We start from the raw sequence: 25354 nt of genomic DNA on the forward strand, positions 1-25354 counted from the left end.
GCCTACGCGGCGGTGTTCGAACCGGCGCCCTTGCGGCGGCGGACGGCGAACACCGCTCCGGCGCCGACGACGACGGCCACACCGCCGACGAGACCGATGGTCGGCAGCATGGAGCTGGAACCCGTCTCGGCGAGCGAGCCGGTGACGTCCTGGGTGTTGGTCTTGCTCGGCTTCTGGGTGGGAACCGGGACCTGGCCGCCCTCCTGGGGCTTCGTCCCGCCGGTGTCGGTGCCGGCCTTGACGATCTTGATCAGGTAGCTGGCCTGGTCCGCGCCGATGCAGTTCTCCTCGTCGTCGAAGTACATGCCGCCACCGATGGTGAGGCCCTCACCGACCGGCGCGTTGGCCTTGACGTTCAGCCGGAGCTGGTAGTCGACCGTCTGTCCGGCCTTGATGTCGGCGAGGTCGAGGTAGCCGTTGGAGTGGCCGGCGCCGTCCTCGACGTCGTACCAGGCTCCGTCGTACTTCACCTGGAGCTGGACCTGGCTGGTCTTGAACGCGAACTGGGCGTTGGGGTCGCTCGGGCCGACACCGGCGTAGAAGATGACGTCCTTGAGGTTGCTCGACGTCGGGTTCTTGACGCTGAGCGTGAAGGGGTGCCAGCCGCTGCCCACGGCGATCTCGCCGGGCAGGCCGCCGAGCGAGGCGTGGATCTTCGACTTGTAGGTGGCGTCGTCCTCCTCGCAGATCCCGGACGGCGTGCTCGGCTCGTCGCTGGGCTCGGCGCTCTCGCTGGGGCTGGAGGACGCGGACGCGGAGGCGGATGCCGACTCGGAGGCCGAGGCCGAGGCCGAGGCCGAGGCGGACGCGGACGCGGAGGCGCTCGCCGACTCGGAGGAGGACGGGCTGTCCGACGACGGGGCGGCGGACGAGCTCTGGTCGGCGGCCGGGCTGGTGCTCGGGTCGGCCGCGGGAGTCGTCTCGGTCGCGGCCGGGCTGCTGACGGAGCTGCTGCTCGGGGAGTCGTCGGCGAACGCGGCAGGGGCGGAGACCAGTGCGAGCGGCGCGAGGGCAGCGGTCGCGGCCGCGGTCATCATGGCGCGGCGAAGCTTCATTGAGGACCTCTTGTGGGGCTCGCGTGCTGCCGCGCGGCAGCACGTGGTCGGAGGCCTCCGTGTGTGGGGCACGGTCATGGCCGTTGGTTGCGAAGGTGAGACACGTGACCTGTGAGGAGGGTTGCGCGTCCCCCGACGCGCGGGTGCTGTGAAGTGAGTCACATTCTCCGGGCATGGCGAAGGGCCCCGCGGGACGGAGAGGCCGCGGGGCCCTTCTTCTGGTCAGCACCGACGTCAGGGCAGCGCCGGTGCCTGGGGCGGCGCCGGGGGCTGCGCCGCTGGTTCATGGTCCCGGCCTCGGGTCGTGCTTCGGCGAGCCGAGGCGTACGGAGTGCAGCAATGCCATTGTCCGCGCGGGGACTTGGGGCAGTTCGTGTGCAGTTTTCCGCCGGTCGGCCCCGGGCGTCCCCGGAGCCGACCGTTCTCTTGGGTGACCGGGCTGCTGTCCCCTGCCGTCCGGTCACTTCCTGGAGCGAGGTCCCACGGCGCACGGCACGACCCGTACGCCTCATCGCTCCAGCGAGCCACGCGTGGTTCTGTCGGGCCCGCCCCTGGCTGGCACGGACACCCCGCTCAACGAAGCGCCGCGCGAGCCGGTCACGCGCCGTACGGGTGAGACGACGTTCGCACTCAGATACGACCCCGGCACAGTTCGAGCAGGGTCATGGCGAGGCCGGTGCCCGGCTTGCCGAGCGCCTCGCGGTAGCGGCCGAGGATCTCCATCTCCCGGGAGAGGTGCACCCGGCGTCCGCCGGAGGCGATGCGGGTCTGCTGGACGACGGCGGAGACGGCCATCCGCTCCTGGATGAGACCGATGATCCGGTCGTCGAGCACGTCGATGCGCTCACGGGCGTCGGCGATGGTCTTCTCCGGGGCGGAGGTCTCTTCCGGGGTGGTGGTGGTCATGTAGGGGCTCCTGGTGAGGTGACCGGACGCCCCGGACCGGCAGGACCCGAAAACGACAGACGCCCCGGGCCTTGTCGGCCCGGGGCGCCTGGGAAGTCGCTTGGCGTTGCGCTCAAGCAGCACGACCATGGCAGCCGGCGGGCCGGATGCCATAGGTAAAGAGGAAGGTCGAGTGCACGAGCATGGCGCCAGTATGCCACGCCCCGAACACACCCGGTGTCCAGGGGCGGAGCCTTTGGTGGCGGGAGCTGTCCCACCGGCACCCCGTTAGAATCGGTACTACGAGACCCCCGCCCCACCGCCGGAAGGCAAGGCACCCCGTGTCATCAGCGACCCCCGCTGCCGCCACCCCCGACACCGTCCTGGTCGTCGACTTCGGCGCGCAGTACGCCCAGCTCATCGCCCGTCGCGTCCGCGAGGCCCGGGTCTACAGCGAGATCGTGCCGAGCACCATGCCGGTGAAGGAGATGCTCGCCAAGAACCCCGCGGCGATCATCCTCTCCGGCGGCCCGTCCTCCGTGTACGAGGCGGGTGCCCCCCGCCTCGACCGCGAGATCTTCGAGGCCGGCGTCCCCGTCTTCGGCATGTGCTACGGCTTCCAGCTGATGGCGCAGTCCCTCGGCGGCACCGTCGACAACACCGGCGCCCGCGAGTACGGCCGTACCGACCTGCACGTCTTCAGGACGTCCTCCACCCTCTTCGAGGGCACCCCGGACGAGCAGCACGTGTGGATGTCGCACGGCGACGCCTGCTCCGCCGCCCCCGAGGGCTTCACGGTCACGGCGTCCACGGACGTCGTCCCGGTCGCCGCGTTCGAGAACGACGAGAAGAAGCTCTACGGCGTCCAGTACCACCCCGAGGTCATGCACTCCACGCACGGCCAGCAGGTGCTGGAGCACTTCCTGTACCGCGGCGCGGGCCTCAAGCCGAACTGGACGACCGGCAACGTGATCGAGGAGCAGGTCTCCGCGATCCGCCGGCAGGTCGGCGACAAGCGCGCCATCTGCGGCCTGTCCGGCGGGGTGGACTCCGCCGTCGCCGCCGCGCTCGTCGCGCGCGCCATCGGCGACCAGCTGACCTGCGTGTACGTCGACCACGGCCTGATGCGCAAGGGCGAGACCGAGCAGGTCGAGAAGGACTTCGTGGCCGCGACCGGCGTCAAGCTGGTCGTCGTGGACGCCGAGGAGCGCTTCCTGACCGCGCTCAAGGGCGTCACCGACCCCGAGGAGAAGCGCAAGATCATCGGCCGGGAGTTCATCCGCGTCTTCGAGCAGGCGCAGGCCGACATCATCGCCGACGAGGGCCCGGCCGTGGAGTTCCTGGTCCAGGGCACCCTGTACCCGGACGTGGTCGAGTCCGGCGGCGGCACCGGCACCGCGAACATCAAGTCGCACCACAACGTCGGCGGCCTCCCCGAGGACCTCGAGTTCCAGCTGGTCGAGCCGCTGCGCAAGCTGTTCAAGGACGAGGTCCGCATGGTCGGCCAGGAACTCGGCCTGCCGGACGAGATCGTCCAGCGCCAGCCGTTCCCCGGCCCGGGACTCGGCATCCGCATCGTCGGCGAAGTGACCAAGGAGCGTCTCGACCTCCTCCGCGATGCCGACGCCATCGCCCGCGAGGAGCTGACCGCGGCCGGCCTCGACCGGGACATCTGGCAGTGCCCGGTGGTGCTGCTCGCGGACGTCCGCTCCGTCGGAGTCCAGGGCGACGGCCGCACCTACGGCCACCCGATCGTGCTGCGCCCGGTGTCCTCCGAGGACGCCATGACCGCCGACTGGTCCCGGCTGCCGTACGACGTCCTGGCCCGCATCTCGACCCGGATCACCAACGAGGTCCGGGACGTCAACCGCGTCGTCCTCGACGTCACCTCGAAGCCGCCGGGCACCATCGAGTGGGAGTAGGCCCTACGTGCGCTTGAGCGTGCGCAAGGGCAGACCGGGCTGCCAGACCTGGACGACGAGGTACTTCTCGTCCTCGACGTAGGTCCGCACGACCTCCGTCAGCTCGGTACGGAAGAGGTGGAACGGCTCCGGCGGTTCCACCTCTTTCGCGTAACCGGACTTCCGCTCGCCCTCGACCTCGTACGCCCGCCCCGCGATCCGAACGTCTCCGCCGCCCGTCCCCGTGCCCTCGCCCGGGTTCGCCTGCAGCGCGAAGCGGGGATCGCGCCGCAGGTCGAGGGCCTTCAGCGAGCCCGCCATCATGCCGAGCCACAGCTCGCCGCCGCGGAAGTCGGCCTCCAGAGCGGAGGTGCGCGGCGAGCCGTCCCTGCGCAGGGTGGCGAGGACGTGATGGCGGAAGGCGCCGAAACGCTCCTCGACGAGCCGCGCCGGCCCGGGTTCGGCGGAGGCGAAGGCCGCCCAGTTCGCACATGTCATGCGCGCCAGTCTCACCGGCAAACCCGACATCCTCTGTCCTGTATCCGTCGCGTACGTCATCTTTACAAAACAGCTCTGCCCTTTTGCGCTGACCGGCGGTAACTTCCGGCGCGTACAGCAATCCCAGCGCTGGAGGACCTATGCACGGGCCCACCCCGCCCCTGCCGCTGCCCACCGATCAGCTGCGGTTCGCCATGCCGCCGATGTTCGACTCGGTGGAGGACGAGCGCCGGCACCGCAAGGAGCGGCTCGCCGGTGCGCTGCGGATCTTCGGGCGGTCCGGGCTCGAGGACGGGGTCTCGGGGCACATCACCGCCCGCGACCCGGAGTTCACCGACTGCTTCTGGGTCAACCCCTTCGGGATGCCGTTCAAGCACGTCACCGTCAGCGATCTCGTCCTCGCCAACCAGGACGGGCAGGTCGTCGAGGGCCGCTACCACGTCAACCAGGCCGCCTTCACCGTGCACGCCCAGGTCCACGCCGCCCGCCCGGACGTCGTCGCCGTCGCCCACTGCCACTCCGTCTACGGCCGTGCCCTCGCCGCGCTCGGCGAGCTGATCGACCCCATCACCCAGGAGAGCTGCGCCTTCTACGAGGACGTGGCGCTCTACGACGCCTACTCCGGCGTCACCGTCGACGTCGAGGAAGGCCGCCGGATCGCCGGGGCCCTCGGCTCCCGCAAGGCGCTCGTGCTGCGCAACCACGGACTGCTCACCGTCGGCGACTCGGTGGACGCCGCCGCCTGGTGGTTCCTGTCCATGGAGCGCTCCTGCCAGGTGCAGCTGACGGCGAAGGCGGCCGGCCGCCCGGTCCTCATCGACCACAAGCCGGCCGTCGCCACCCGCGAGCAGCTCGGCGGCGACCTGGTGGCCTGGATCAACTACCAGCCCCTGTGGCAGGACATCAGCCGCAGCGAGCCGGACCTGCTCAGCTGACGCGAATACCCGGCGGGCAGGCCGGGCCCGCTCAGCCGAAGCCTCTCAGCACTGCGGCCTTGGTCATCGCGAACTCCTCGTCCGTGAGCACCCCGTCCCGGTGCAGCTCCCCCAACTCCCGCAGACGGCGCAGCAGTACATCATGGTGGCCGGCCTGCTCCGGTACGGCCGAGCGCTGCCGGTCCCGGCCGCCGCAGGCGCCGCCCGTGCGGGTTGAGGGATGCGGCAGCCGGGCGGTGACGGCCGTCGCGACCAGCGCGGTCAGCAGATCGCGCCGCACGCTGCCCCACAGGTCCAGGGTGTACGGGTCCCGCTCGGGCGGCAGCTTGGAGAACACCGTCTCCGGGGTCACGAACCGCAGGAAGCCGTCCTCGTACCCGGAGTTGGGCAGCCACTCCACCTGCACCAGGTCGCCGAGGGCGATGATCCGCGGGCCGGTCGCGCGCTTGACCCGGTCGGAGGTGTCGGCCCAGTCGATGCGCACCTGTGTGCCGTCGAAGGACACCGTGCCGTCGGAGGACCGCACGGACACCGGCACCGGCGGGCCCGGCAGCAGATAGGCGGTCGTGGGTTCCTTGGGGATCCGGTCGAGGAGCAGGGCGTGCCGGATCTCCTCGGCGACGTACTCCGCGACGCCGCCGCGGTCCGCGTCCACCGTCAGCCGGTAGGGGTCGGCCGGGTCCGGCAGCCGTCCGCCCGTCGCCTGCAACAACGGGTCGGCGCCCTCGCGCAGCCGCATCCGCAGCCGGCCACGCTTGCGCTCGGGCTCCCAGACCACCTCCGAGACCGCCTCCAGCGGCACGGAGATCTCCCCGTACGTCTGCCGGAACAGCGGAACGCAGCGATGCAGTCCGGGGGTGATCCGGATCGTGCTGCCGTCGAAGGCCCAGGTCCCGTCCCGCTGGATGATCTCGGCCATACGGGAATTCTCGCAGCCGGGTCAACATGGCGGCGCCTACTTCACCCGCCGTGACCCGGCCCGAAGGCCCCGGACGGCCTGGCGTAGGGCACAATTCGCTTTCGACGCAGGGCAGTTGCGCGGCGGCGAGGCCTTCCACGGAGGGCCCGTCCGTCGTGCCTGAAGGTCGTGGGGAAGGCGGGCGCCGGTCGTGGCGGTGCAGGAGGCGAGGCAGGGCACGGGTGCCGAGGGGATCCACGAGGGCAGCTGCACCTGCGGGGACTGCCCGCACGGCGCCCGGGAGGGGCACCGGCGGGCCGTCGCCGCGTTCCTGCGCCGACGGGACGAGTTCGCGGCCGGGCAGGGTCTGCCGGCGGCCGTGGCGCACTCGGCCTCGGCGTCCCGCCAGTGGGTCTCCGAGGAACTGACCCAGCGGGCGGAGGCCGTCGCCGAACGCGGCCGCGCCGAGGGCGAGGCCTGGCTCGCCCGCCTGTGGCTGCGCACGGTGTGCGTCGTGTGGGGCGCGGTGGTCGCGCTGCTGCTCGGCGAGGCGCTCACCGCGGTCGGATCGGGCTGGACCGGCGCCCGCACCGCGGCTCTGGCCGCCGCGCTCGTCGTCGCCGGTGTGCTCAGCGCCGCCTCCTGGCTGCACCGGGCGCGCGGCGGGGCGCTGGCCCCGGTGATCGGCGACGACAACCGGATGTCCACCTCCCGTACGGTCGCCACCTGCTGGGTGCTGTTCGTCGGCTACGCCGTCCTGCTGCTGGCCGCCCGCCTGGCAGCCGCCTCCGACCACGCCGAACGCGACGCCCTGATCTCCGGCCTGGACCTCGCGCGCGGCGCGGGCGTGGTGACCGTCCTCGCCGTCGTGTGCGGCATCGCCGTGCTGGTCCGCCGGGTGGTGGGCCTGCGCATCCTGGCGCAGCGGCTGCAGAAGGTGCCGGCGCACCGGCCCCGCGCAGCCGACCTGCTCACCGACGACTCCGGGCGGGGCGCCTTCACCGACATCCAGTACGTCGCCATCAGCGCCGTTGCCCTGCTGTTCGCCGCCGTGCGGCTGGCCCGCCGCCCCGACCAGCTGCCCGACCTGCCCTGGGGGCTGGGCGTGGTGGTACTGATCTCGGCCCTGACCTACCTGGCCGGCAAGTACACCGAGGGCGGCCGCCCGGTCGTCCTCTCCGTGGTCCGCGCCCGTGAACCCGGCGACCTGGACGGGCCGATCCGTACCGGCGACGACATCGAGATCCGTGGCGCGGGTTTCGTGCCGCCCGGCGCCCACAGTGCCGACCGGCTCTCCCGCATGGTGGTCCGCATCGGCAGCGTAGACGTGCACGTCCCGCTGGTCCCCGTCACCGGCGGCTTCAGCAACCCCACCGACAGCGCCCTGACCGTGCCCGTACCGGCCGAGGTCGAGCCCGGCGCGGTGGAGGTGCAGGTGGTCACCGCGGCCGGGGTGGCGACCAACCGCTGTATCGTCCAGGTCACCGAGTGAGCGGCGGGGGAGCGGCCGGCCGGTGAGCGAGAGCGTCCTGGCGGTGATACCGGCCGCCCCGCACCGGCGGCCGCCACGGGACGCCGGGAAGCGCGCCGCAGCCCCGGTCCTCCTGGAACTGGCCTCCGGCTCCTCCACCCCCGAGTGGTTCCGGCACCTGCTCGACGTGTACGACGAGTAGGGCCACGGCCTGCCCACCCTCAACATCACCACCTCCTGCCGGCCCGCATCTGAACAAGATCCGACGGCCTTCTCCGGCCTCTTCCCACGAGGTGCCGAAATCCGGAAAAACATCCGGGTTGGGATTGAACTGCGCCCCCTTGTCGTACGTATGGTCAAGTGAGGGGCGGGACGGCGGGCGAGAGGGCGGTTTACGACGATGACTCACGGCATTCGTACGGACACGCACATGAACCGGCTGAACGGCCCGGGCGGCTGGCGGGACATCGCTGCCCAGTACGCCCTCCTGCCCCTGCGCGTCTTCCTCGGCGTCACCTTCATCTACGCCAGCCTGGACAAGCTCACCAGCAGCTCCTTCCTGAAGTCCGGTGGGGCCGGGTCCATCGGCGACACCATGCGCTCGGCCCGCGACTCCGCCGCCATCCCGGCCCTGGTCGACCTGGCCCTCAAGGCCCCGGTCGGCTTCGGCTACGCCATCGCCCTCGGTGAACTGGCCGTCGGCATCGGCACCCTGCTCGGTCTGCTCGGCCGGCTGGCGGCGCTCGGCGGCGCGCTGATCTCGTTCAGCCTGTGGATGACGGTGAGCTGGTCGACGACCCCCTACTACTACGGCAACGACCTCGCCTACTTCATGGCCTGGATCCCCCTGATCCTGGCCGGTGCCCCCTACCTCTCCGTGGACGCGGCCTGGCGAGCCCGCCGCCGACAGCGACTGGGCGGCTACCGCTGAGCGCTCCGCCGACAGCGCGGTGATGAACCCGCGGCCGGCGGGGGCGCCACCGCTTGGCCGACGGCCGGACCCCACCGATGGCCGGACACCCATCGGCCCGCCGGACGGCGACGGTCAGCCGCTCTCGGCGTCGCCCCGTCTGCGTATGCCCCGGGCCACGGCTGCCGTGGCACCGGCGAGGAACAGGCCGCCCACGATCAGCGGCACGACCGCGAACCACGGTGTCTCCCACAGGCCGCCCGCATCCCCCGCGAAGACCACCCCGGTGGTGGTGAGGAAGAGCCCGGCGACCAGCTTCCCGGGCTGGAACTCATGACGCAGCACGATCGACCTCCACCTGTCCCGCACCGACCCTCAGCGTGAGGTCCAGCGTGCCGGCGTCCTTGGCGCCCTTGGCCGGCGCCAGCGTCACGTTCTTGAGCCTGCGCGGCTGCACGTCCACGTCCTTCCTGCTCTCCCCGGGCAACCGGATGTCGCCGACGCCCACCTCGATGTTCATCCGGACGGTCGCGTCCGCCGGCACGATCACCTTCAGCTGTCCCGCACCCACGTGGGCGTCCGTCGCGACCGTCCGCCCCCTGCCCGGACGCACCCGGCTCAGGTCCAGCGTGCCGCGCCCGGTGCCCAGGTCGTACGCCGGCCGTACCTGCGCCGTCGCGGCGGGCATCCAGGAGGTGTCTCTCCAGTGGGTGGTGATGTCCTTGGGCATGGCCGCCGCTCCGGCGAGCAGCGCTGCTGTGACGATCGCCAGGAAGACCGTCCCGGCTCCCGTGCGGCCCAGGAACGCGCTGATCATGACGCCCAGGCCGAACACCGCCAGCGCACACGCCAGACCGGTCTGCAGACTGGTGCCCAGCGGGTGCGTGTCCCAGGTCAGCCCGGTGCCCAGGCCGCCCGCCACCAGGGCGAGCAGGAACACCCAGCCGCCGATCCAGCGCGGACCGCGCGGTCTCGGGGGCGCGCTGGGCCGCGGCTGTATGGAGCCCTGGTGGCCGGGGTGGGTCCAGGGAGTGGCGATGCCGACGTCGACCACCGAGGTGAGGTCCCGGTCGCGGGCGTCGCCGGGCCCCCACAGATAGCCGGTGCCGCCGACATGGCTGCCGTCCTTGACGATCGGGTCCCGCCACCACGACGGGTAGACGGTGACGACCGGCGGCGCCTGGGCCTCCGGCGGCGCGTCGGCGGCGGCCTGGGCGGCGAGCGGGTCGGGGTCGGTGGCGCCGCGGCGCCGCGACCAGTACCCGGCGCCCGCCAGCAGCAGGGAGAGCACCACGGCGAAGGCCAGCACCCCGCCGTTTCTCAGCATGGTCAGCAAGATGCCGCAGCCGACCAGGGCGAACAGCACGGCGGCCAGCGCCTGGCCGTCGACCCGGCCCGTCAGCAGCTTGCGGACCTCGTTCTCCTCCTTGTCCTCGTACGGCACCAGCAGCCAGGCGAAGCCGTAGAAGATGAGGCCGATGCCGCCGGTCGCGGACAGCACGGCCAGGGTGATCCGGAAGATCACAGGGTCCATGTCGGTGTGCCGGCCCAGGCCCGCGCACACGCCCGCGATCATCTTGTGCCCGCGGTCGCGCCGGAACCGCTCGGGGGCTCCGGCGCCGGGCTGCTGCTCCTGGTCCTGCTGCTGTGCGTCGGCGGGTGTGCCGGCGCCGGCCGCTCCCGTCTTCTGCGTCGCGGCGGGCGCGGCATCCGTCGGCCCGGTGCCCGGTGCCGGGCGCGGGCCGGTGCCGGGTCCCGGACCCGTCGCGGCGTGCTCGTGATCCGTCATGCGTCCATGGTGACGGCCCGGCCGCCGCCGCGGCAGTCGGGACGACCCTGGCCGAACCCTGAAATCGGCCCTGAGACGAGGCGGGGAACCGTTCGAGCCGCACACGACCACCGCTGCCCGGCGCTCCCCGACCCGCCCCCGAGGAAGATCAGGGGCGTCTCGGGGGCCGACCCTGATGCCTGGCCCCGCCGGGCATGTGACCATCGTTGGCATGCCGGAAGCCGCAAGCCTGCCAGCCGACGACCCGCGGCCGCCGCGCAAGCTCTACCGCAGCAGCGACGGACGCTGGCTCGGCGGAGTGGCGCGGGGCCTCGCCGGGCATCTCGGGCTGCCCGTCATCTGGGTCCGGCTCGCCTTCGTCGGCCTGTTCATGGCGAACGGCCTCGGCGCGCTGCTCTACGCGGCGTTCTGGTTCTTCGTCCCGCTCGGCGTCGGCGGCGTCGGCGGTCACAAGCCGCCGTTGGTCGCCACCGAGACCGCGCCGGGCGGCCGCCGCAGACTCGTGGCCCGCAAGCCGGACCGCGGGCAGATCGTCGCGCTGCTCCTCATGGTCATCGTGTCCGTCGTGTTCGTGGGCAGCGTGAACCTGACCAGTGCGGCCAAGGCCTACCTGCTGCCAGCCGTCCTCGTCGCGGCCGGTGTCGCGCTCGTCTGGCGCCAGGCGGACAACGCCCGCCGGGCCCGCTGGGTCGAGGCCGGACGCCGGCGCCGCACCCTCACCCTGCTGCGCGCGGCCGGCGGCGTCCTGCTCGTCACGGCCGGTGTGTCCGCCGTCTTCGTGCTGCAGGGCTCGGCCGCCCATCTCGGCGCGGTCCTCCAGGCGGCCCTCGCCGTCATCGTCGGCATCACGCTCCTCGCCGGCCCGTATCTGGTCCGCATGACCCAGGACCTGTCCGAGGAACGCCTGATGCGCATCCGCGCCCAGGAGCGAGCGGAGGTCGCCGCCCACGTCCATGACTCCGTGCTGCACACCCTCACCCTGATCCAGCGCAACGCCGACAACGCGGGCGAGGTGCGCCGCCTCGCCCGGGCCCAGGAGCGCGACCTGCGCACGTGGCTGTACAAGCCGGAGGGCACCGGCAAGGACGAGGCCGACGAGCCGGACACGGTCGCCGAGGCGGTGCGGCGCAACGCCGCCGAGGTGGAGGACAAGCACGGTGTGCCCATCGAGGTCGTCATAGTCGGTGACTGCCGGCTGGACGAGAGAACCGGCGCGCAGATGCAGGCCGCGCGTGAGGCGATGGTGAACGCCGCCAAGTACGGTGGCGAGGGCGGTGCCGTACAGGTCTATGCCGAAGTCGAGGGGAGGACGGTCTTCGTGTCCGTGCGCGACCGCGGCCCCGGCTTCGACCTCGACTCGATACCCGCCGACCGCATGGGCGTCAGAGAATCGATCATCGGCCGCATGGAGCGCAACGGCGGCACGGCCCGGCTGCGGTCGGTGCCGGGCGGCGGCACGGAGGTCGAGCTGGAGATGGAGAGGGCGGAGAAGACGTCATGAGCGAGGCGAACGGCACGGCGGGCACCCCCGAGGGGGCCGGTTCCGGGGCTGCCGACGGCGGCGCGGGCGGACGGCACGCACGGGTGGTGCTGGTGGACGACCACCGGATGTTCCGCACCGGTGTCCAGGCCGAGATCGGGCAGACCGCCGAGACCGGTGTCGAGGTGGTCGGGGAGGCCGCGGACGTCGACCAGGCGGTCACGGTCATCACCGCGACCCGGCCCGAGGTGGTCCTCCTCGACGTGCACCTGCCGGGCGGCGGTGGCGTCGAAGTGCTGCGCCGGTGCGCGGCGTTGATGGCGGATGCCGAGCGGCCCGTGCGTTTCCTCGCGCTGTCCGTGTCGGACGCTGCGGAGGACGTGATCGGTGTGATCCGGGGCGGCGCCCGCGGCTATGTCACCAAGACCATCACCGGCACCGACCTGGTCGACTCGATCTTCCGTGTCCAGGAGGGCGACGCCGTCTTCTCCCCGCGCCTGGCCGGGTTCGTCCTGGACGCCTTCGCCTCCACCGACGCCCCGCCCGTGGACGAGGACCTGGACCGCCTCACCCAGCGCGAGCGGGAGGTGCTCCGGCTGATCGCCCGTGGCTATGCCTACAAGGAGATCGCCAAGCAGCTGTTCATCTCGGTGAAGACGGTCGAGTCCCATGTCTCGGCGGTCCTGCGCAAGCTCCAGCTGTCCAACCGCCATGAACTGACCCGCTGGGCGGCGGCCCGCCGCCTGGTCTGACCCCTGCGGGCCCGCCCCTAGGCCACCCGGGTCGCCCCGGCGAACGGCATCAGGTCGAGCGGGGCCAGCCGGACCGGTGCCGAGGGGTTCGGGGCGTGGATGATCTGCCCGTTGCCCACGTAGATCCCGACGTGGCTGATCCCGGAGTAGAAGAACACCAGGTCACCGGGCTCGAGTTCGGATCGGGAGACGCGCCGGCCCGCGTTGATCTGGGCGTAGGTGGTGCGGGGCAGGGAGATGCCGGCGGAGCGGTAGGCGGCCTGGACCAGACCCGAGCAGTCGAAGGTGTTCGGGCCTGCCGCGCCCCACACATAGGGGCTGCCGAGCTTGGCGTAGGCGTAGTCGACGGCCGCTGCGGCGCGCGCGTTCGAAGCGGTGGCCGACCCGGTCTGCTCCAGGGCGTCCCGGGTGTCCGAGGCCGAGCGGGAGCCACGTCCCGGCGCGGTGCCGTCACCGGTGACCTCGGTCCGCTGCTGCGGAGGGAGCAGCGCCAGCAGCCGCCGGGCCTCGTCCAGCTTGCCCGTGATGGTCTTCTTCCGGCGTCGCAGCTCGGCCTGCCGGGACCGCAGCGACTTCAGCTCGATGCGTGCCGCGCCCCGCAACTGCTCGATCTCCCGCAGCTGTCCGCGCACCTGGGACACGGCGTCGGCCTGGCGGTCACCGGCCCGCTCCGCGAACGCGGCGTCGTCCAGATACCGGTCGGGGTCACCGGACAGGGCCAGCTGCCAGGCCGGTGCGAAGCCGCCCTCGCGGTACTGCGCCGCCGCGAACGAACCCAGTGCGTTCCGGGCGGTGTTGAGCCTCTGCTGCTTACGGGCGGTCTCGTCCCGCAGCGCGTTCAACTGCCGCTGCTCCGCGTCCGCCTTCTCCTTCGCGCCGTCGTACTTCTCGGTCGCGGCCCCGGCCTCCTGGTACAGCTTGTCCACCTCGGCCTTCACCTGGGTCGGCGTCAGCTGCGGCTCGGCGTGTCCCGTTCCGTCGAACCCCGTCGCGGTGGCGGCGCCCGCCAGGGCGAGCGTGGCGGCCGTCCGGGCCGTATGGCCGCCCATCGAACGTTGCCGGGGCTTGCGGTGCGCTGCCACCTGGACCGTCACGTCCTTCCGTACGACTCGCACGACCGAGAGGTCCGTGCGTCCGGCGGCGGCCCGCACAGGGGAAGCGGGCCACCGCCGGACCCTTCTCGGCGGTGGTGGCCGACGGCCGCCCCTGGCCCGGGCGGCGGTGGGGAGCCGGTCACCTGGGGGAGGACGCTAGGCCCGAGTGTGACGAGTGGGTAACGCAGTGTACGGAACTGGCCTGGACGGACCGGAACGTGACCGCAAGTGACCGCATGGTCGCTCCTGGGGCGTCACCTTCACGCAGCGTGGTGACCGAAGCGCGGAAAGCTGGGGCGGACGGAGGCCTGCGGTGCTATGGGGCGCATATATGCAAGAACGTCAGCGTGCTCGCCGACCGCTGTCGCCGGGGCCGGTGGCAGAAGGCTGCGGGGCCCCCGATTAGGCTCCGACCCCATGGACGTACTCATCCATCTCTTCGTCGGCCTGCACATCATCGGCATCGCCGCGCTGCTCGGCGGTTTCCTCACCCAGATGAAGGCGATGGGCCAGGGCACGGCCCGGTTCGTGCCCGGGATGCTGCACGGCGCGCTGACGATGCTGGTCACGGGCGTGGCCCTGATCGGCCTCAACCAGGCCGACCACCACCACATCAACACCATCAAGATCGGCGTCAAGCTGGCGCTGCTGATCGTGATCCTCGGACTGGTCTACGTCCAGCGTGACGAGGAGAAGATCGACAAGAGCCTGTTCGGCGTGGTCGGCGCGCTGACCATGACGAACATCTTCATCGCCGTCCTGTGGACCTGACGGTCATCCGTCCCCGCCGCCGGCGCGGGCCGCGCGCACCGCACCGGCGGCGACCACCAGCCACAGCGCCACCGCCGTCCACAGCAGCACCCGTCCCAGCCGGTCGAGCCACGGGACGCCGAGTGCCGTGCCGACGGACAGCACCGCCACCGCCGTCATCCCCATCGGGAACACCGTCGCCCACCGCAGCACGTGGTAGCCGGGCCGGGGCCGCACCGCCTCGGCGGCCAGCAGTACCACGTACCAGACCAGATCCAGCACGAGCAGCGCCACCGTCACATTGCGCAGCACATCGCGGTCGTCGTCGTTCCACAGGTACATGCCCGCGTCCCCGGCGATGAGCAGGTCCGCCCCGGCCAGCGCCGAGATCGCGAGCGCACCACCCGCGATCCAGTGGTCGCCCGCCCCCTCCAGCACCTGCCGTATGTCGAAGCGGGCCAGCGCCAGGCCGTAGAGCACCAGGCCCAGCCAGAACAGCACCAGCGCCGTGTGTGCGAGCCACGCCGTGCGCTCGGCCGCGTCGAGCGTGGCGCCCAGTACGGCGAGGCTCTCTGTGGCCACACAGCACAGGAACACCGCGCCCGGCATGCGCGGCCTCCAGCGCCGTACGACCAGGACCAGCAGCACCGGCCACAGCAGCGCGGCGAGCGCGAGCAGCGCCTCGGCCAGGGTCTGCCGGCCCAGCGCCGAGATCCGGTTGCCGAGCACCGCGGTCGCGGCGACCGAGGTCAGCGCGCCCGGGCTCTCCGCCTCGGTCACCCAGCGCTCCCGCTCGCCGACCAGCCGCAGGACGAATTCGGCGGCCAGCGCGATCCAGGAGATGCACGCCATCGCCAGCGCCACCCGGGAGACCGACTCGGCTCCGGTCATGTGCAGCCCCACCGACACCACGCCGGTCGCCATCACGGCGGCCCCGGCCGCGGGGGACCGTTCCGCCCACCACGCGCGCAGACCTGAGATGCCGGGCATGCGCCCGATGCTAGGGAGCCGCGGCGTCCCTGCCCGGTGGGCACGCGCGCGTGGAGAACAAAAACGCCGGTACGCGCGTGGAGGCAGGCCGGACGCGTGCGTGGGGGCAGGCCGGACGTGTGCGTTGGGGTAGGCCGGACGTGTGCGTTGGGGTAGGCCGGACGTGTGCGTTGGGGGGCAGGGGAGGCCGTGCGCGGTCGTGGGGACGGGGGGAGAGACCGTGTGGACGTGGCAGGGGAGGCCAAGCGGTCTGGATGGCAGAAGAGGGCGCGCGTGTCCGGAGGAAGAGAAGGCCGCATGCGGGCGTCGGCGCAGGAAAGCCCGACGCGTGCGTGGGTGTGGGAATCAGCGGCTCGTGTGGGGAGGCCGAGGGCGCTGGTGTGCCGTGGGTGGGCCTGTGCGTGGTCGTGCGGTGTGGGGAGGCCGAGGGCGCTGGTGTGCCGTGGGTGGGCCTGTGCGTGGTCGTGCGGTGTGGGGAGGCCGAGGGCGCTGGTATTCCGTGCGTGGGCCTGTGAGTCAGTGGTCCGTGCGGGCAGGCTCAGGGCGCCGCAGGCCGCGCGTGGGGATGTGATTCGGCGACCCGGGCTCGGAGCCCGCGACCCCGCACGCGCGCGTGCACGGGCAATTCGGCGGCACGCGCGCGTGGAGCGGGAAGGACAGGGGGCGCGCCCGCGCCCCCGGGGTGGTGTCAGCCCGGTCGGACCACGCTGTGGATGATCGACTCACCGCCGTAATAGATCGACTCCTCACGGACGTACGCGCCCGGCTTCGGGGCATGGATCATCATGCCGTTGCCTATGTAGACGCCGACGTGGCTGATGTCGTCGTAGAAGAAGATCAGGTCGCCCGGCCGCGCGTCGGCGAGCGAGACCGTGGTGCCCACATTGACCTGGTCGTAGGTGGTGCGCGGAAGGGTGACGCCGGCGGCCCTCCACGCGGCCTGGGTGAGGCCCGAGCAGTCGTAGGAGTCCGGCCCGGTCGCGCCCCACACATAAGGCTTGCCGATCTGCGCGCGGGCGAAGGCGAGCGCCTTCTCGGCCTTCGTGTCGTACGAGCTGGTCGTCGTGGACCCGGTCGAGCCGGAGCCCGTCGAACCGGAGCCCGTCGAACCGGATCCGGAGCCGGACCCCGTGGGCGATGACGACGAGGAGGACGACGATGAAGACGATGAGGCGGCCTGTTGCTGAGCCGCCTGCTGCTTCGCCAGCTCGGCCGCCTTGCGCGCCGCCTCCTGCTGCTTCTGCCGCTCGATGGCGGCCAGCCGCGCCTTCTCCTGGGCCGTCAGCTGCGAGAGCAGTTCGCGCGCCGAGGCCAGTTTCTTCTGGACGGTGGTCTTGGCGGTCTGCAGGTCGTGCTGTGAGTCGGTCAGCGTCTGCAGGCTCTCCGCGGCCTCCCGCCGCTTCTTCATGGTCGCGGCCTGCTCGCCGATGTAGTCGTCGACCGCGTGCTTCTCCCGCGAGGTCAGCCGGTTCATCAGCTGGGTCTGGTCGAAGTAGTCCTGCGGGTCGTTGGCCAGCAGGAAGGTGGCCGTGTCGGGAGCGGCGGTACCGGTGCGGTACTGGGCCGCGGCGAAGGAGCCCAGCTCCTCGCGGGCCTTGTTGAGACCTGCGGTGCGCCGGGCGACGTCGTCGCGCAGGGCGTCGACGCGGCCCCGCTGTCTGCCGGACCGCTCCTTGGCCGCGTCGTACTTCTCGGTCGCCGACTCCGCCTGGCGGTAGAGGTCGTCGACCTTCTTCTCGACCTCCTCCAGGCTCGGCTTGGCGCGATCGGTATTCGGGGCGGCCTCTGCGGTCTGGGAGAGCACGGCCATGGAGGTGAGGGCGGCGGTGGCGAGGGCGGGGGTGCGAAGGCCCGATCCGATGGATCCGCCGGGGCGCGTCTTGCGGTGCGACGCCAAGGGAGGCGACTCCTTCCAATGGGCCGCCTACCGGGTTAGCTGTCGGGTTCGGGCGGTGGTTCGGAAGGGTTGCCCTACGGCGGCGTCCCGGGTGGGAGCCGGCCGATTCACCCCAAAGGTCGGTGGGTCCCCGGCTCCGGACGCCCTGAGGGGCGCGCCGGACTCGGCGGAGGCCGCGCGGCCCGGCGAGGTTCGCCGGTAGGGGTCGTACGGCCCGCACGCACGCTAGCCAACTCGTGTGACTCCTGTGAAGGTTGGTGCGTGATATGTCCGATACATTTTCGTGACCTGGGGCAGGTTTCGCTCCTGTGTCATCGGGCGGTTCCGTTGTGTGAGCAGGCGGAGGCTCATTTTGCGGTCCAGATCAACTCTCTTCCGGAACCGGCCATGTTCCGGGGACGGCGACCGGTTGTCGGTGGGGCGCCCTAGACTCGGAGAGCGATGAGCAGCCTCTTTGACGACAGCTTCCTGGCGGATCTCCAGGCCCCTCGCGGGCACGAGGAGGAGCCCCCGCCGCCGCCCGACGACGATCACGCTCCGGAGCCGCTTCCGGACGATCTGTTCGGCGGGAAGTTCGACGTGCCGCCGGACCGGGAGGCGTACTACCGCGACGGCGCCCCGCGCCCCGCGATCGACCCGGCGGCGCTGCTGGAGGGGCTGAACGACAACCAGCGCGCCGCGGTGGTGCACGCCGGCTCCCCGCTGCTCATCGTGGCCGGCGCCGGTTCGGGCAAGACCCGTGTGCTCACCCACCGCATCGCCCATCTGCTCGCCGAGCGGCATGTGCACCCGGGCCAGATCCTCGCGATCACCTTCACCAACAAGGCCGCGGGCGAGATGAAGGAGCGCGTCGAGCATCTCGTCGGCCCGCGCGCGAACGCGATGTGGGTCATGACCTTCCACAGCGCGTGCGTGCGCATCCTGCGCCGCGAGTCGAAGAGGCTCGGCTTCACGTCGTCGTTCTCGATCTACGACGCCGCCGACAGCAAACGCCTCATGGCCCTGGTCTGCCGCGACCTGGACCTCGACCCCAAGCGCTTCCCGCCGAAGTCGTTCAGCGCCAAGATCAGCAACCTGAAGAACGAGCTGATCGACGAGGAGGACTTCGCCGCCCAGGCCACCGACGGCTTCGAGAAGACCCTCGCCCAGGCCTACGCGCTCTACCAGTCGCGCCTGCGTGAGGCCAACGCGCTCGACTTCGACGACCTGATCATGACGACGGTCAACCTGCTGCGTGCCTTCCCGGACGTCGCCGAGCACTACCGCCGCCGCTTCCGGCACGTCCTGGTCGACGAGTACCAGGACACCAACCACGCCCAGTACGCGCTGGTACGGGAACTTGTCGGCACGGGGGAGCGGTCCGCCGAGGAGGGCGGCACCCCGCCCGGCGAGTACGACCTCCCGCCCGCCGAACTGTGTGTCGTCGGTGACGCGGACCAGTCGATCTACGCCTTCCGGGGCGCGACGATCCGCAACATCCTGCAGTTCGAGGAGGACTACCCGAACGCGACGACGATCCTGCTGGAGCAGAACTACCGCTCCACGCAGACCATCCTGTCCGCCGCCAACGCGGTCATCGAGCGCAACGAGTCCCGCCGCCCGAAGAACCTGTGGACCAACGCGGGCGCCGGCGCGCGGATCACCGGTTACGTCGCCGACACCGAGCACGACGAGGCCCAGTTCGTCTCCGACGAGATAGACCGCCTGGTGGACGCGGGCGATGCCAAGGCCGGCGATGTCGCAGTCTTCTACCGCACCAACGCCCAGTCCCGTGTCTTCGAAGAGGTCTTCATCCGGGTCGGCCTGCCCTACAAGGTCGTCGGCGGTGTCCGCTTCTACGAGCGCAAGGAGGTCCGGGACGTCCTGGCCTACCTGCGCGTCCTCGCCAACCCCGAGGACTCGGTGCCGCTGCGCCGCATCCTCAACGTGCCCAAGCGGGGTATCGGCGAGCGCGCCGAGGCGATGATCGACGCCCTCGCCCAGCGGGAGAGGATCAGCTTCCCGCAGGCGCTCAAGCGCGTGGACGAGGCGTACGGCATGGCCGCGCGCTCCACCAACGCCGTCAAGCGGTTCAACACGCTGATGGAGGACCTGCGTACGATCGTCGAGTCCGGCGCGGGCGCCGCGACCGTCCTCGAGGCGGTGCTCGAACGCACCGGCTACCTGGCCGAGTTGCAGGCCTCCACCGACCCGCAGGACGAGACCCGTATCGAGAACCTCCAGGAACTCGCGGCCGTGGCCCTGGAGTTCGAGCAGGAGCGCGGCGAAGGCGCAGTGACATCGGGGGCCGCCGCCCCGGGCGCCACGCTGGCCGACTTCCTGGAGCAGGTGGCGCTGGTCGCCGACTCCGACCAGATCCCCGACGAGGACGAGGAAGGCTCCGGCGTCATCACCCTGATGACCCTGCACACCGCCAAGGGCCTGGAGTTCCCGGTCGTCTTCCTGACCGGCATGGAGGACGGCGTCTTCCCGCACATGCGCGCCCTCGGCCAGACCAAGGAACTGGAGGAGGAGCGGCGCCTGGCGTACGTGGGCATCACACGCGCGCGGGAGCGGCTCTACCTCACGCGGTCGACGATGCGCAGCGCCTGGGGCCAGCCGTCGTACAACCCGCCCTCCCGCTTCCTGGAGGAGATCCCGGGCACCCATGTGGACTGGAAGCGGACGGGAGCGACGGCGCCGGTGTCCTCCGGGCCTGCCTCGGGGATCGCGGCCTCGCTGTCCTCGACCCGCTCGCGGTCGTCGGCGTCGGGCGCGTCCGGGTTCGCCACGCGGCGCACCACGGAGAAGCCGGTGGTCGCGCTGACCGTCGGGGACCGGGTCACCCATGACCAGTTCGGGCTCGGCACGGTCGTCGCGGTGAAGGGCACGGGTGGGAACGCGGAGGCGACGATCGACTTCGGCGACGCCAAGCCGAAGCGACTGCTGCTGCGGTACGCGCCGGTGGAGAAGCTGTAGGGGTCCGGGGGCGAAAGCCCCCAGGTTCTACGTCGGGTCGAGCCCGTGGCTGCGCAGCCACGGCAGCGGGTCTATGGCCGCCCCGCCCGCGGGCCGTACCTCGAAGTGCAGGTGCGGGCCGGTGGAGTTGCCGGAGTTGCCGGAGTAGGCGATCGGCTCACCGGCCTTGACCGACGTCCCGGCGGGGACGCGGTAGCTGGACAGATGGCAGTACCAGGTCTCCGTGCCGTCCTTCGCCGTCACGATCATCATGTTGCCGTAGGCGCTGTTCCACTTGGTGGAGACGACACCGTCGGTCGCGGCCATCACCGTGGTGCCGTACGAGACGGGGAAGTCGATACCCGTGTGCACGGACATCCAGTTCACCCCGGCCTGGCCGAAGTAGGCGCTGAGCCCCCGCTGTGTGACCGGCAGCACGAACTTGGGGCGCAGCCGCTCCTTGAGCGCGGCCGCGGCAGCCGCCTTCCTCTTCTCCAGCTCCTGCTGGTTCTTGAGGTCGAGCCGCTCCTGCGTCCGGCTCGCCCGGTCGGCGAAGTCGTGGGCGCCGGCGGACAGGGTGTTGAGCTGGGTGTCCAGCTTGCTGTTGGCGGCCGAGGCCTTGACCGTGTGCGCGTCCGGCGCGGAGGCGGAGGTGTCCTGACCGTCGTCGGTCAGCGCGCCGACCGAGGCGGCGGCGATGCCGGCGACGCCCATCACACAGGCCGAGGGCACGGCGACGGTCAGCAGCGCGGAGCGCTTGGGGGTGGTACGACGTCGGGAGCGCGCGGCGTTGCGCGCGCCGGCGCGGGTCGTCGGCGCGCTTTCTTCCTGGTCGTCCAGCAGGCCGGGCCCGGCGGGCGGTTCGTCCGTGGCCCCCGACTCGTCGTCCCCGGCGTGGTGTTCGCCGAACGCGGTGTCCTCGTACGGCGCCTCGTCCTCGTACGGACCCTGCTGGTACGGCACCTGCGGGAAGGCCGCGGTCGACTGCGGGTCGCCGGCCTGGTCGAAGACGGTGGTGGCCTGCTGGCCGAACGGTTCGCCGGCCTGCTCGGCCGCCGCCGGCACGGCCTGGCCGCCGGAATTCCACTGCGTGGCGTCGAATGTGCCCGACTCGAAGGTCTGGGTGCCCCACGCCCACTGCTGGGTCGGTTCGGCGATGCCGGACTGGTCGGGCTGCAGCCAGGCGCTCGCGTCCCACTGGCCGCTGATGTCGTTGCCCGTCGCCTGGGCGGGGATGGTCCACGCGGTGGAGTCGTAGACGCCGGAGTCGTAGGCGGTGTGGTGCTGGGCCGCGTAAGGGTCGTAGGTCAGGCCCTGGCCGGTCTGCCACTGCGTGCTGTCGTACGTGCCGGTGTTCTGCTCGCCGGGCAGGCTGCCGAACAGCGGGTCCGCGGAGAAGGCGCCGGTGCCGTCCGGAAAACCGGTGGTGCCGTAGCTGCCGTACGTGGTGAAGTCACCGTAGACGGCTCCATGCGTTCCGTACGGCGCGTAGTGCGCGTCGGAGGCGTCGGAAGCCGGGGCCGGGGTGGTCATGGTCCCCGACGGGTGACGGTCGTTCACCAACTTCTCTTTCGCCTCGACAACAGGGGCTGCCAGAGCAGTGCGGCGACTGTACCCGCCGGTACCTGGGCGCGACAATCTTCGGCTGGTTTCGCGCCTGCCGTAAACGGGCATTCGGCGGTGTTTCGGGGGGCGCCGGACACGAGTTTGGCCGAGAGTTCGATTGGCGTTCGATGTGCGGTGACTGTTTGTCACCTGTACGTCACTCCGCCGTCGGATATGTCACGCCACCGTCAGATCGCCGGCGACCCGGTCTCCGGGGCGCGGGGTGTCGAGGGCCTCGCGTATCCCGGCCGCGACGGCGGGGTGTACGGGCAGGGCGAGATGCCCGATGCCGGTCACCCGGACGTTCTGCGCGTCGAGGTCGGGGTGCTCCAGGCAGGCCGTCTGCAGCGGCACCATCACGGAGTCCAGGTCGCTCCAGAAGCTGACGAACCGGGTACGGCAGCCGGGCGCGGGCCGAGTCAGCTCCTCGATGACCCCCGAACCGGGCCGCATCTGGCGCACGATGGGATGTGCGTTGGCGAGAGGTGCCGCGCTGGTCCCGGAGTGCGGTGTACCCAGCGTGACGAGGGTGCGCACCCGCAGGTCACCACCCAGACACTGAACGTAGTAACGGGCGATCAGTCCGCCGAGGCTGTGCCCCACGATGTCGACCCGGTCGCTGCCGGTGCGCTCGCAGATCTCCTCGACGTGCCGGCCTAGCAGCTCGGCGGCGGCGCGGATGTCGCAGGTCAACGGGGAGTAGTTGAGCGAGACGACGCGCTGCCTGCCGTGCTGGGCGAGGTTGCGGCGCAGTAACACGAACACGGAGCGGTTGTCGATGAAACCGTGCAGCAGCAGCACCGGCGGGCCGGACCGGACCGGCAGCGGGGCGGTGCCGTCGTCGGCCGGCGGGGCGGGGGAGCGGCGCTCCTGGGTGAGGCCGGTCGGATACAGCAGGAGATGGCCGGCCAGGATCGCGGCCTCGAGGGCGGTCGCCTTCAGCAGCGCCACGGAGATTCCGGCGATTCTGCCGGGCCACAGGCGCCGGCAGAACGGGAGAAAGAGTGGCAGTACCCCGGTGACCTTCATGGGCCGACCTCCTGTCGGCACGCCGGAGGACGGCTCGATCCCCCGTGTGCCCTGATGTCCCACCATGTGATTTCCCCCTCGCTGCGCACCGTAAAACTGCCGGTTGCGGGATGCTGGAGATAACGTTCGTTCACTTCGCGACGGGTGGCGGAACGCGCCAAAAGTGCGGTACTTGTCGTTACGGACGGAAGCGATCGCTTCCGTGGTCGTTTGATGGAGGCAGTGATGGGTGTGGCAGCCGGTCCGATCCGCGTGGTGGTCGCCAAGCCGGGGCTCGACGGCCACGATCGGGGGGCCAAGGTCATCGCGCGGGCCCTGCGCGACGCCGGCATGGAGGTCATCTACACCGGGCTCCACCAGACGCCGGAGCAGATCGTGGACACCGCCATCCAGGAGGACGCCGACGCGATCGGCCTGTCCATCCTCTCCGGCGCGCACAACACGCTGTTCGCCGCGGTGATCGACCTGCTCAAGGAGCGCGACGCCGAGGACATCCTCGTCTTCGGCGGCGGCATCATCCCGGAGGAGGACATCCCGCCGCTGAAGGAGAAGGGCGTCGCGGCGATCTTCACGCCGGGTGCGACGACCGCGTCGATCGTGGAGTGGGTGCGGGAGAACGTCCGTCAGCCGGCCGGGTCCGGCGGCTGAGCGGCTGCCGCCAGTGACTGAGCGGCTGCCTCCGGCGGTTGAGCGGCTGCCTGCGGCGGTTGGGCCGGCGGCTCGGTGCGGTCGTTGAGCGGGGGCCGCTCCGGGGTGAGTTCCGCGGCCATCTCCGCCCGCAGCCGCAACGTGGTCACCAGACGCTGGAACGCCTCCGCCCAGTAGCCTCCGGCTCCCGGCGCGGCATCCTCCCGTTCGTCCGGTATCGCCAGCAGCGCCTCGAGCCGGGTGGCCTCCGCGGGGTCCAGGCAGCGCTCGGCCAGCCCCATCACCCCGCTGAAGCTCCAGGGGTAACTGCCCGCGTCCCGCGCGATGTTGAGTGCGTCCACGACCGCCCGGCCCAGCGCCGCAGCCCAGGGCACCGCACACACCCCGAGCAGCTGGAACGCCTCCGACAGCCCGTGCGTGGCGATGAACCCGGCCACCCACGCCGCCCGTTCCGCCGGATCCAGGGCGGCCAGCAGCTTCGCGCGTTCCGCCAGCGACACCGCGCCCGGCCCGCCGGCCTCCGGCGCCGACGGTGAGCCGAGCAGCGCCCTCGACCACTCGGCGTCCCGCTGCCGCACCGCCGCCCGGCACCAGGCCGCGTGCAGTTCGCCCTGCCAGCCGTCCGTCACCGGCAGCGCCGTGATCTCCTGCGCCGTCCGTCCGCCGAGCCGTCCCGGCCACGTGCCCAGCGGTGCCGCCTCCACCAACTGCCCCAGCCACCATGAGCGTTCCCCTCTCCCTGCGGGAGGTGTGGCCACCACACCATCGCGCTCCATGCCGGAGTCGCACTCGAGCGGCGCCTCCACCACGATCGCCGGCGGGTTCCCCGTGCGGTCGAGGGCCACGCACGCCGCGGCCCGTACGGCCATGCGCGCGGCGAGCGCCGAAGCGGGCAGCGCCGAGAGCAGTTCCGCCGCGGTCGCCCGCACATTGCGGCTGCGGTCGCCCAACGCCTGTTCCAGGAAGGGCTCGTCCGCGGCGGACAGGCCCGTGCGCAGCGAGTCGAGGAACATCAGCCGGTCCTCCGCCCGCTCCGTCGGCCAGGTCGACGCGAGCAGTCCGCGCGCGAGCGCGGGTGTACCGGCGCGCAGGGCGCCCAACAGGGCCACCCGCTCGGCGAACAGTCCCTCCTGCCACAGCCTGCGCACCGCCTCGGTGTCGCCGGGCTCGGGCAGCGTGGCGCCACCGCCGGGTGCCGCGCGCAACGCGAAGCGCCAGTCCGCGTTCAGCCGGGCCAGCCACAGCGCCCGCGGGCCCGCGAACGCAAGCGCCGCCGGGCGCAGGTCCGTACGGCCACGGGCCGCGTCCAGCAGGGCGGGGAGCGTCTGCGGGGGTGCCGCGTACCCGTGCGCGTTGGCCGCCGCCAGCCACTGCGGGAGCAGCTCCATGAGGTCCGGCGAGCTGCCCCGGCGGCCACCGCTTCCGCCACCGGAACGGTCGGCCAGCAGCGTGGTGAGTCTGCGGGCCGCAGCGGGAGGCAGGGCCGGGCGGGGATCCTCGGGTGCCGGGTCCGGCCGGCGTGCCGAGCGTGCGGGACGCAGCCCGGCACGCCGCCGTACGGTCGCCACGGCGGCCTCGTCGAGCAGCGCCAGGGGTGCCTCGCGGCCGGACCCGGCGTACGCCACGGGGCGCCGGTCGGTACCGAGAAGAGCGGTGGTGACCAGGTCTTCCCAGGAGCCGGCCGGGGCCCTGCCGTCCACGTCGGTCGGGGTCGTCGTCCCGTTCATCGCGTTCCCTTCCCTGCGGGTGTCCGAGGGGTAGCCAGTGCGTTCTGCGTTCCGGCAGGCCGGTCAGCACGGCGGTGTTGCTTCGATGGGGTGTGCCCAGTGC

At 71.9% G+C, this 25354-nt stretch carries 22 protein-coding genes and 1 riboswitch; of the genes, 10 read left to right on the forward strand and 12 right to left on the reverse strand.

The genetic code is table 11. From position 1 onward, the window contains the following. Positions 1–2: 2 nt before the first annotated feature. A complete protein-coding gene (locus ACWGJ5_RS18395; RefSeq protein ID WP_453310706.1) occupies positions 3–1055 on the reverse strand; it encodes an LAETG motif-containing sortase-dependent surface protein in 1053 nt (350 codons plus the stop codon). Positions 1056–1685: 630 nt separating this feature from the next. Beyond that, a complete protein-coding gene (locus tag ACWGJ5_RS18400; RefSeq protein WP_453310707.1) occupies positions 1686–1961 on the reverse strand; it encodes a chorismate mutase in 276 nt (91 codons plus the stop codon). A 320-nt stretch (positions 1962–2281) separates the two neighbouring features. Here ACWGJ5_RS18400 and guaA point away from each other — a divergent pair, with 320 nt between their 5' ends. Continuing rightward, positions 2282–3862 (forward strand): glutamine-hydrolyzing GMP synthase, encoded by a 1581-nt coding sequence (gene guaA / locus ACWGJ5_RS18405; protein ID WP_453310708.1) that lies wholly within the window; start codon positions 2282–2284, stop codon positions 3860–3862. A 3-nt stretch (positions 3863–3865) separates the two neighbouring features. On the opposite strand, the gene ACWGJ5_RS18410 is transcribed toward guaA, so the two are convergent. Beyond that, positions 3866–4339 carry a pyridoxamine 5'-phosphate oxidase family protein gene (locus ACWGJ5_RS18410; protein WP_453310709.1) on the reverse strand — a complete coding sequence of 158 codons (474 nt, stop codon included), beginning with the start codon at positions 4337–4339 and terminating at the stop codon, positions 3866–3868. A 140-nt stretch (positions 4340–4479) separates the two neighbouring features. Between ACWGJ5_RS18410 and ACWGJ5_RS18415 the strand changes: the two genes are divergently transcribed. Then, entirely contained in the window at positions 4480–5274 is a 795-nt protein-coding gene (locus ACWGJ5_RS18415) for a class II aldolase/adducin family protein (RefSeq protein WP_453310710.1), read from the forward strand. Positions 5275–5305: 31 nt separating this feature from the next. Here the strand turns inward: ACWGJ5_RS18415 and ACWGJ5_RS18420 are convergent, their stop codons facing one another. Next, positions 5306–6193, reverse strand: a complete 888-nt coding sequence (locus ACWGJ5_RS18420; protein ID WP_453310711.1) for a DUF4429 domain-containing protein — start codon at positions 6191–6193, stop codon at positions 5306–5308. A gap of 190 nt (positions 6194–6383) precedes the next feature. Between ACWGJ5_RS18420 and ACWGJ5_RS18425 the strand changes: the two genes are divergently transcribed. From ACWGJ5_RS18425 to ACWGJ5_RS18435, 3 genes are all read left to right on the forward strand, one after another. Further along, the gene (locus tag ACWGJ5_RS18425; protein WP_453310712.1) at positions 6384–7664 is read left to right on the forward strand and encodes a hypothetical protein; all 1281 of its coding nucleotides are present in this window, start codon (positions 6384–6386) and stop codon (positions 7662–7664) included. Positions 7665–7686: 22 nt separating this feature from the next. Further along, complete coding sequence (locus ACWGJ5_RS18430; protein WP_453310713.1) at positions 7687–7845, forward strand: hypothetical protein; 159 nt, start codon at positions 7687–7689, stop codon at positions 7843–7845. A 198-nt stretch (positions 7846–8043) separates the two neighbouring features. Next, positions 8044–8574, forward strand: a complete 531-nt coding sequence (locus tag ACWGJ5_RS18435) for a DoxX family membrane protein (protein WP_453310714.1) — start codon at positions 8044–8046, stop codon at positions 8572–8574. A gap of 114 nt (positions 8575–8688) precedes the next feature. Here the strand turns inward: ACWGJ5_RS18435 and ACWGJ5_RS18440 are convergent, their stop codons facing one another. Then, positions 8689–8898, reverse strand: coding sequence for a hypothetical protein (locus ACWGJ5_RS18440; RefSeq protein WP_453310715.1), 210 nt, complete (start codon positions 8896–8898; stop codon positions 8689–8691). Further along, positions 8885–10342, reverse strand: a complete 1458-nt coding sequence (locus ACWGJ5_RS18445) for a PspC domain-containing protein (RefSeq protein WP_453310716.1) — start codon at positions 10340–10342, stop codon at positions 8885–8887. The genes ACWGJ5_RS18440 and ACWGJ5_RS18445 overlap by 14 nt, the downstream gene beginning before the upstream one ends. Positions 10343–10553: 211 nt before the next feature. Between ACWGJ5_RS18445 and ACWGJ5_RS18450 the strand changes: the two genes are divergently transcribed. Both ACWGJ5_RS18450 and ACWGJ5_RS18455 read left to right on the forward strand, forming a co-directional pair. Continuing rightward, positions 10554–11843: an ATP-binding protein gene (locus ACWGJ5_RS18450; RefSeq protein ID WP_453310717.1), complete on the forward strand. Its 1290-nt coding sequence runs from the start codon at positions 10554–10556 to the stop codon at positions 11841–11843. Further along, positions 11840–12574, forward strand: coding sequence for a LuxR C-terminal-related transcriptional regulator (locus ACWGJ5_RS18455; RefSeq protein ID WP_453310718.1), 735 nt, complete (start codon positions 11840–11842; stop codon positions 12572–12574). The genes ACWGJ5_RS18450 and ACWGJ5_RS18455 overlap by 4 nt, the downstream gene beginning before the upstream one ends. Positions 12575–12591: 17 nt before the next feature. Here the strand turns inward: ACWGJ5_RS18455 and ACWGJ5_RS18460 are convergent, their stop codons facing one another. Then, positions 12592–13656: an NlpC/P60 family protein gene (locus tag ACWGJ5_RS18460; RefSeq protein WP_453310826.1), complete on the reverse strand. Its 1065-nt coding sequence runs from the start codon at positions 13654–13656 to the stop codon at positions 12592–12594. 429 nt (positions 13657–14085) lie between these two features. Between ACWGJ5_RS18460 and ACWGJ5_RS18465 the strand changes: the two genes are divergently transcribed. After that, on the forward strand, positions 14086–14439 hold the full coding sequence (locus tag ACWGJ5_RS18465; protein WP_453310719.1) for a hypothetical protein: 354 nt from the start codon (positions 14086–14088) through the stop codon (positions 14437–14439). Positions 14440–14442: 3 nt separating this feature from the next. On the opposite strand, the gene ACWGJ5_RS18470 is transcribed toward ACWGJ5_RS18465, so the two are convergent. Both ACWGJ5_RS18470 and ACWGJ5_RS18475 read right to left on the reverse strand, forming a co-directional pair. Beyond that, entirely contained in the window at positions 14443–15408 is a 966-nt protein-coding gene (locus ACWGJ5_RS18470; RefSeq protein ID WP_453310720.1) for a tellurite resistance/C4-dicarboxylate transporter family protein, read from the reverse strand. 688 nt (positions 15409–16096) lie between these two features. Continuing rightward, the gene (locus ACWGJ5_RS18475) at positions 16097–17305 is read right to left on the reverse strand and encodes an NlpC/P60 family protein (RefSeq protein ID WP_453310721.1); all 1209 of its coding nucleotides are present in this window, start codon (positions 17303–17305) and stop codon (positions 16097–16099) included. 7 nt (positions 17306–17312) lie between these two features. Continuing rightward, positions 17313–17484: riboswitch (cyclic di-AMP (ydaO/yuaA leader) on the reverse strand. A 262-nt stretch (positions 17485–17746) separates the two neighbouring features. On the opposite strand from ACWGJ5_RS18475, the gene pcrA reads away from it, so the two are divergent. After that, positions 17747–20263 (forward strand): DNA helicase PcrA, encoded by a 2517-nt coding sequence (gene pcrA, locus ACWGJ5_RS18480; protein ID WP_453310722.1) that lies wholly within the window; start codon positions 17747–17749, stop codon positions 20261–20263. Positions 20264–20290: 27 nt separating this feature from the next. Here the strand turns inward: pcrA and ACWGJ5_RS18485 are convergent, their stop codons facing one another. Together ACWGJ5_RS18485 and ACWGJ5_RS18490 are read right to left on the reverse strand one after the other, a co-directional pair. Continuing rightward, positions 20291–21802, reverse strand: a complete 1512-nt coding sequence (locus tag ACWGJ5_RS18485; protein ID WP_453310723.1) for a peptidoglycan DD-metalloendopeptidase family protein — start codon at positions 21800–21802, stop codon at positions 20291–20293. Positions 21803–22024: 222 nt separating this feature from the next. After that, positions 22025–22876 (reverse strand): esterase/lipase family protein, encoded by an 852-nt coding sequence (locus ACWGJ5_RS18490; protein WP_453310724.1) that lies wholly within the window; start codon positions 22874–22876, stop codon positions 22025–22027. Between the two features lie 225 nt (positions 22877–23101). Here ACWGJ5_RS18490 and ACWGJ5_RS18495 point away from each other — a divergent pair, with 225 nt between their 5' ends. After that, complete coding sequence (locus ACWGJ5_RS18495) at positions 23102–23524, forward strand: cobalamin B12-binding domain-containing protein (protein WP_228621150.1); 423 nt, start codon at positions 23102–23104, stop codon at positions 23522–23524. Here ACWGJ5_RS18495 and ACWGJ5_RS18500 read toward each other — a convergent pair. Next, positions 23500–25251, reverse strand: coding sequence for a DUF5691 domain-containing protein (locus ACWGJ5_RS18500; protein WP_453310725.1), 1752 nt, complete (start codon positions 25249–25251; stop codon positions 23500–23502). The two genes, ACWGJ5_RS18495 and ACWGJ5_RS18500, sit on opposite strands and share 25 nt — an antisense overlap. Between the last annotated feature and the right edge of the window lie 103 nt (positions 25252–25354).

This window comes from Streptomyces sp. NPDC054783, assembly GCF_053611725.1.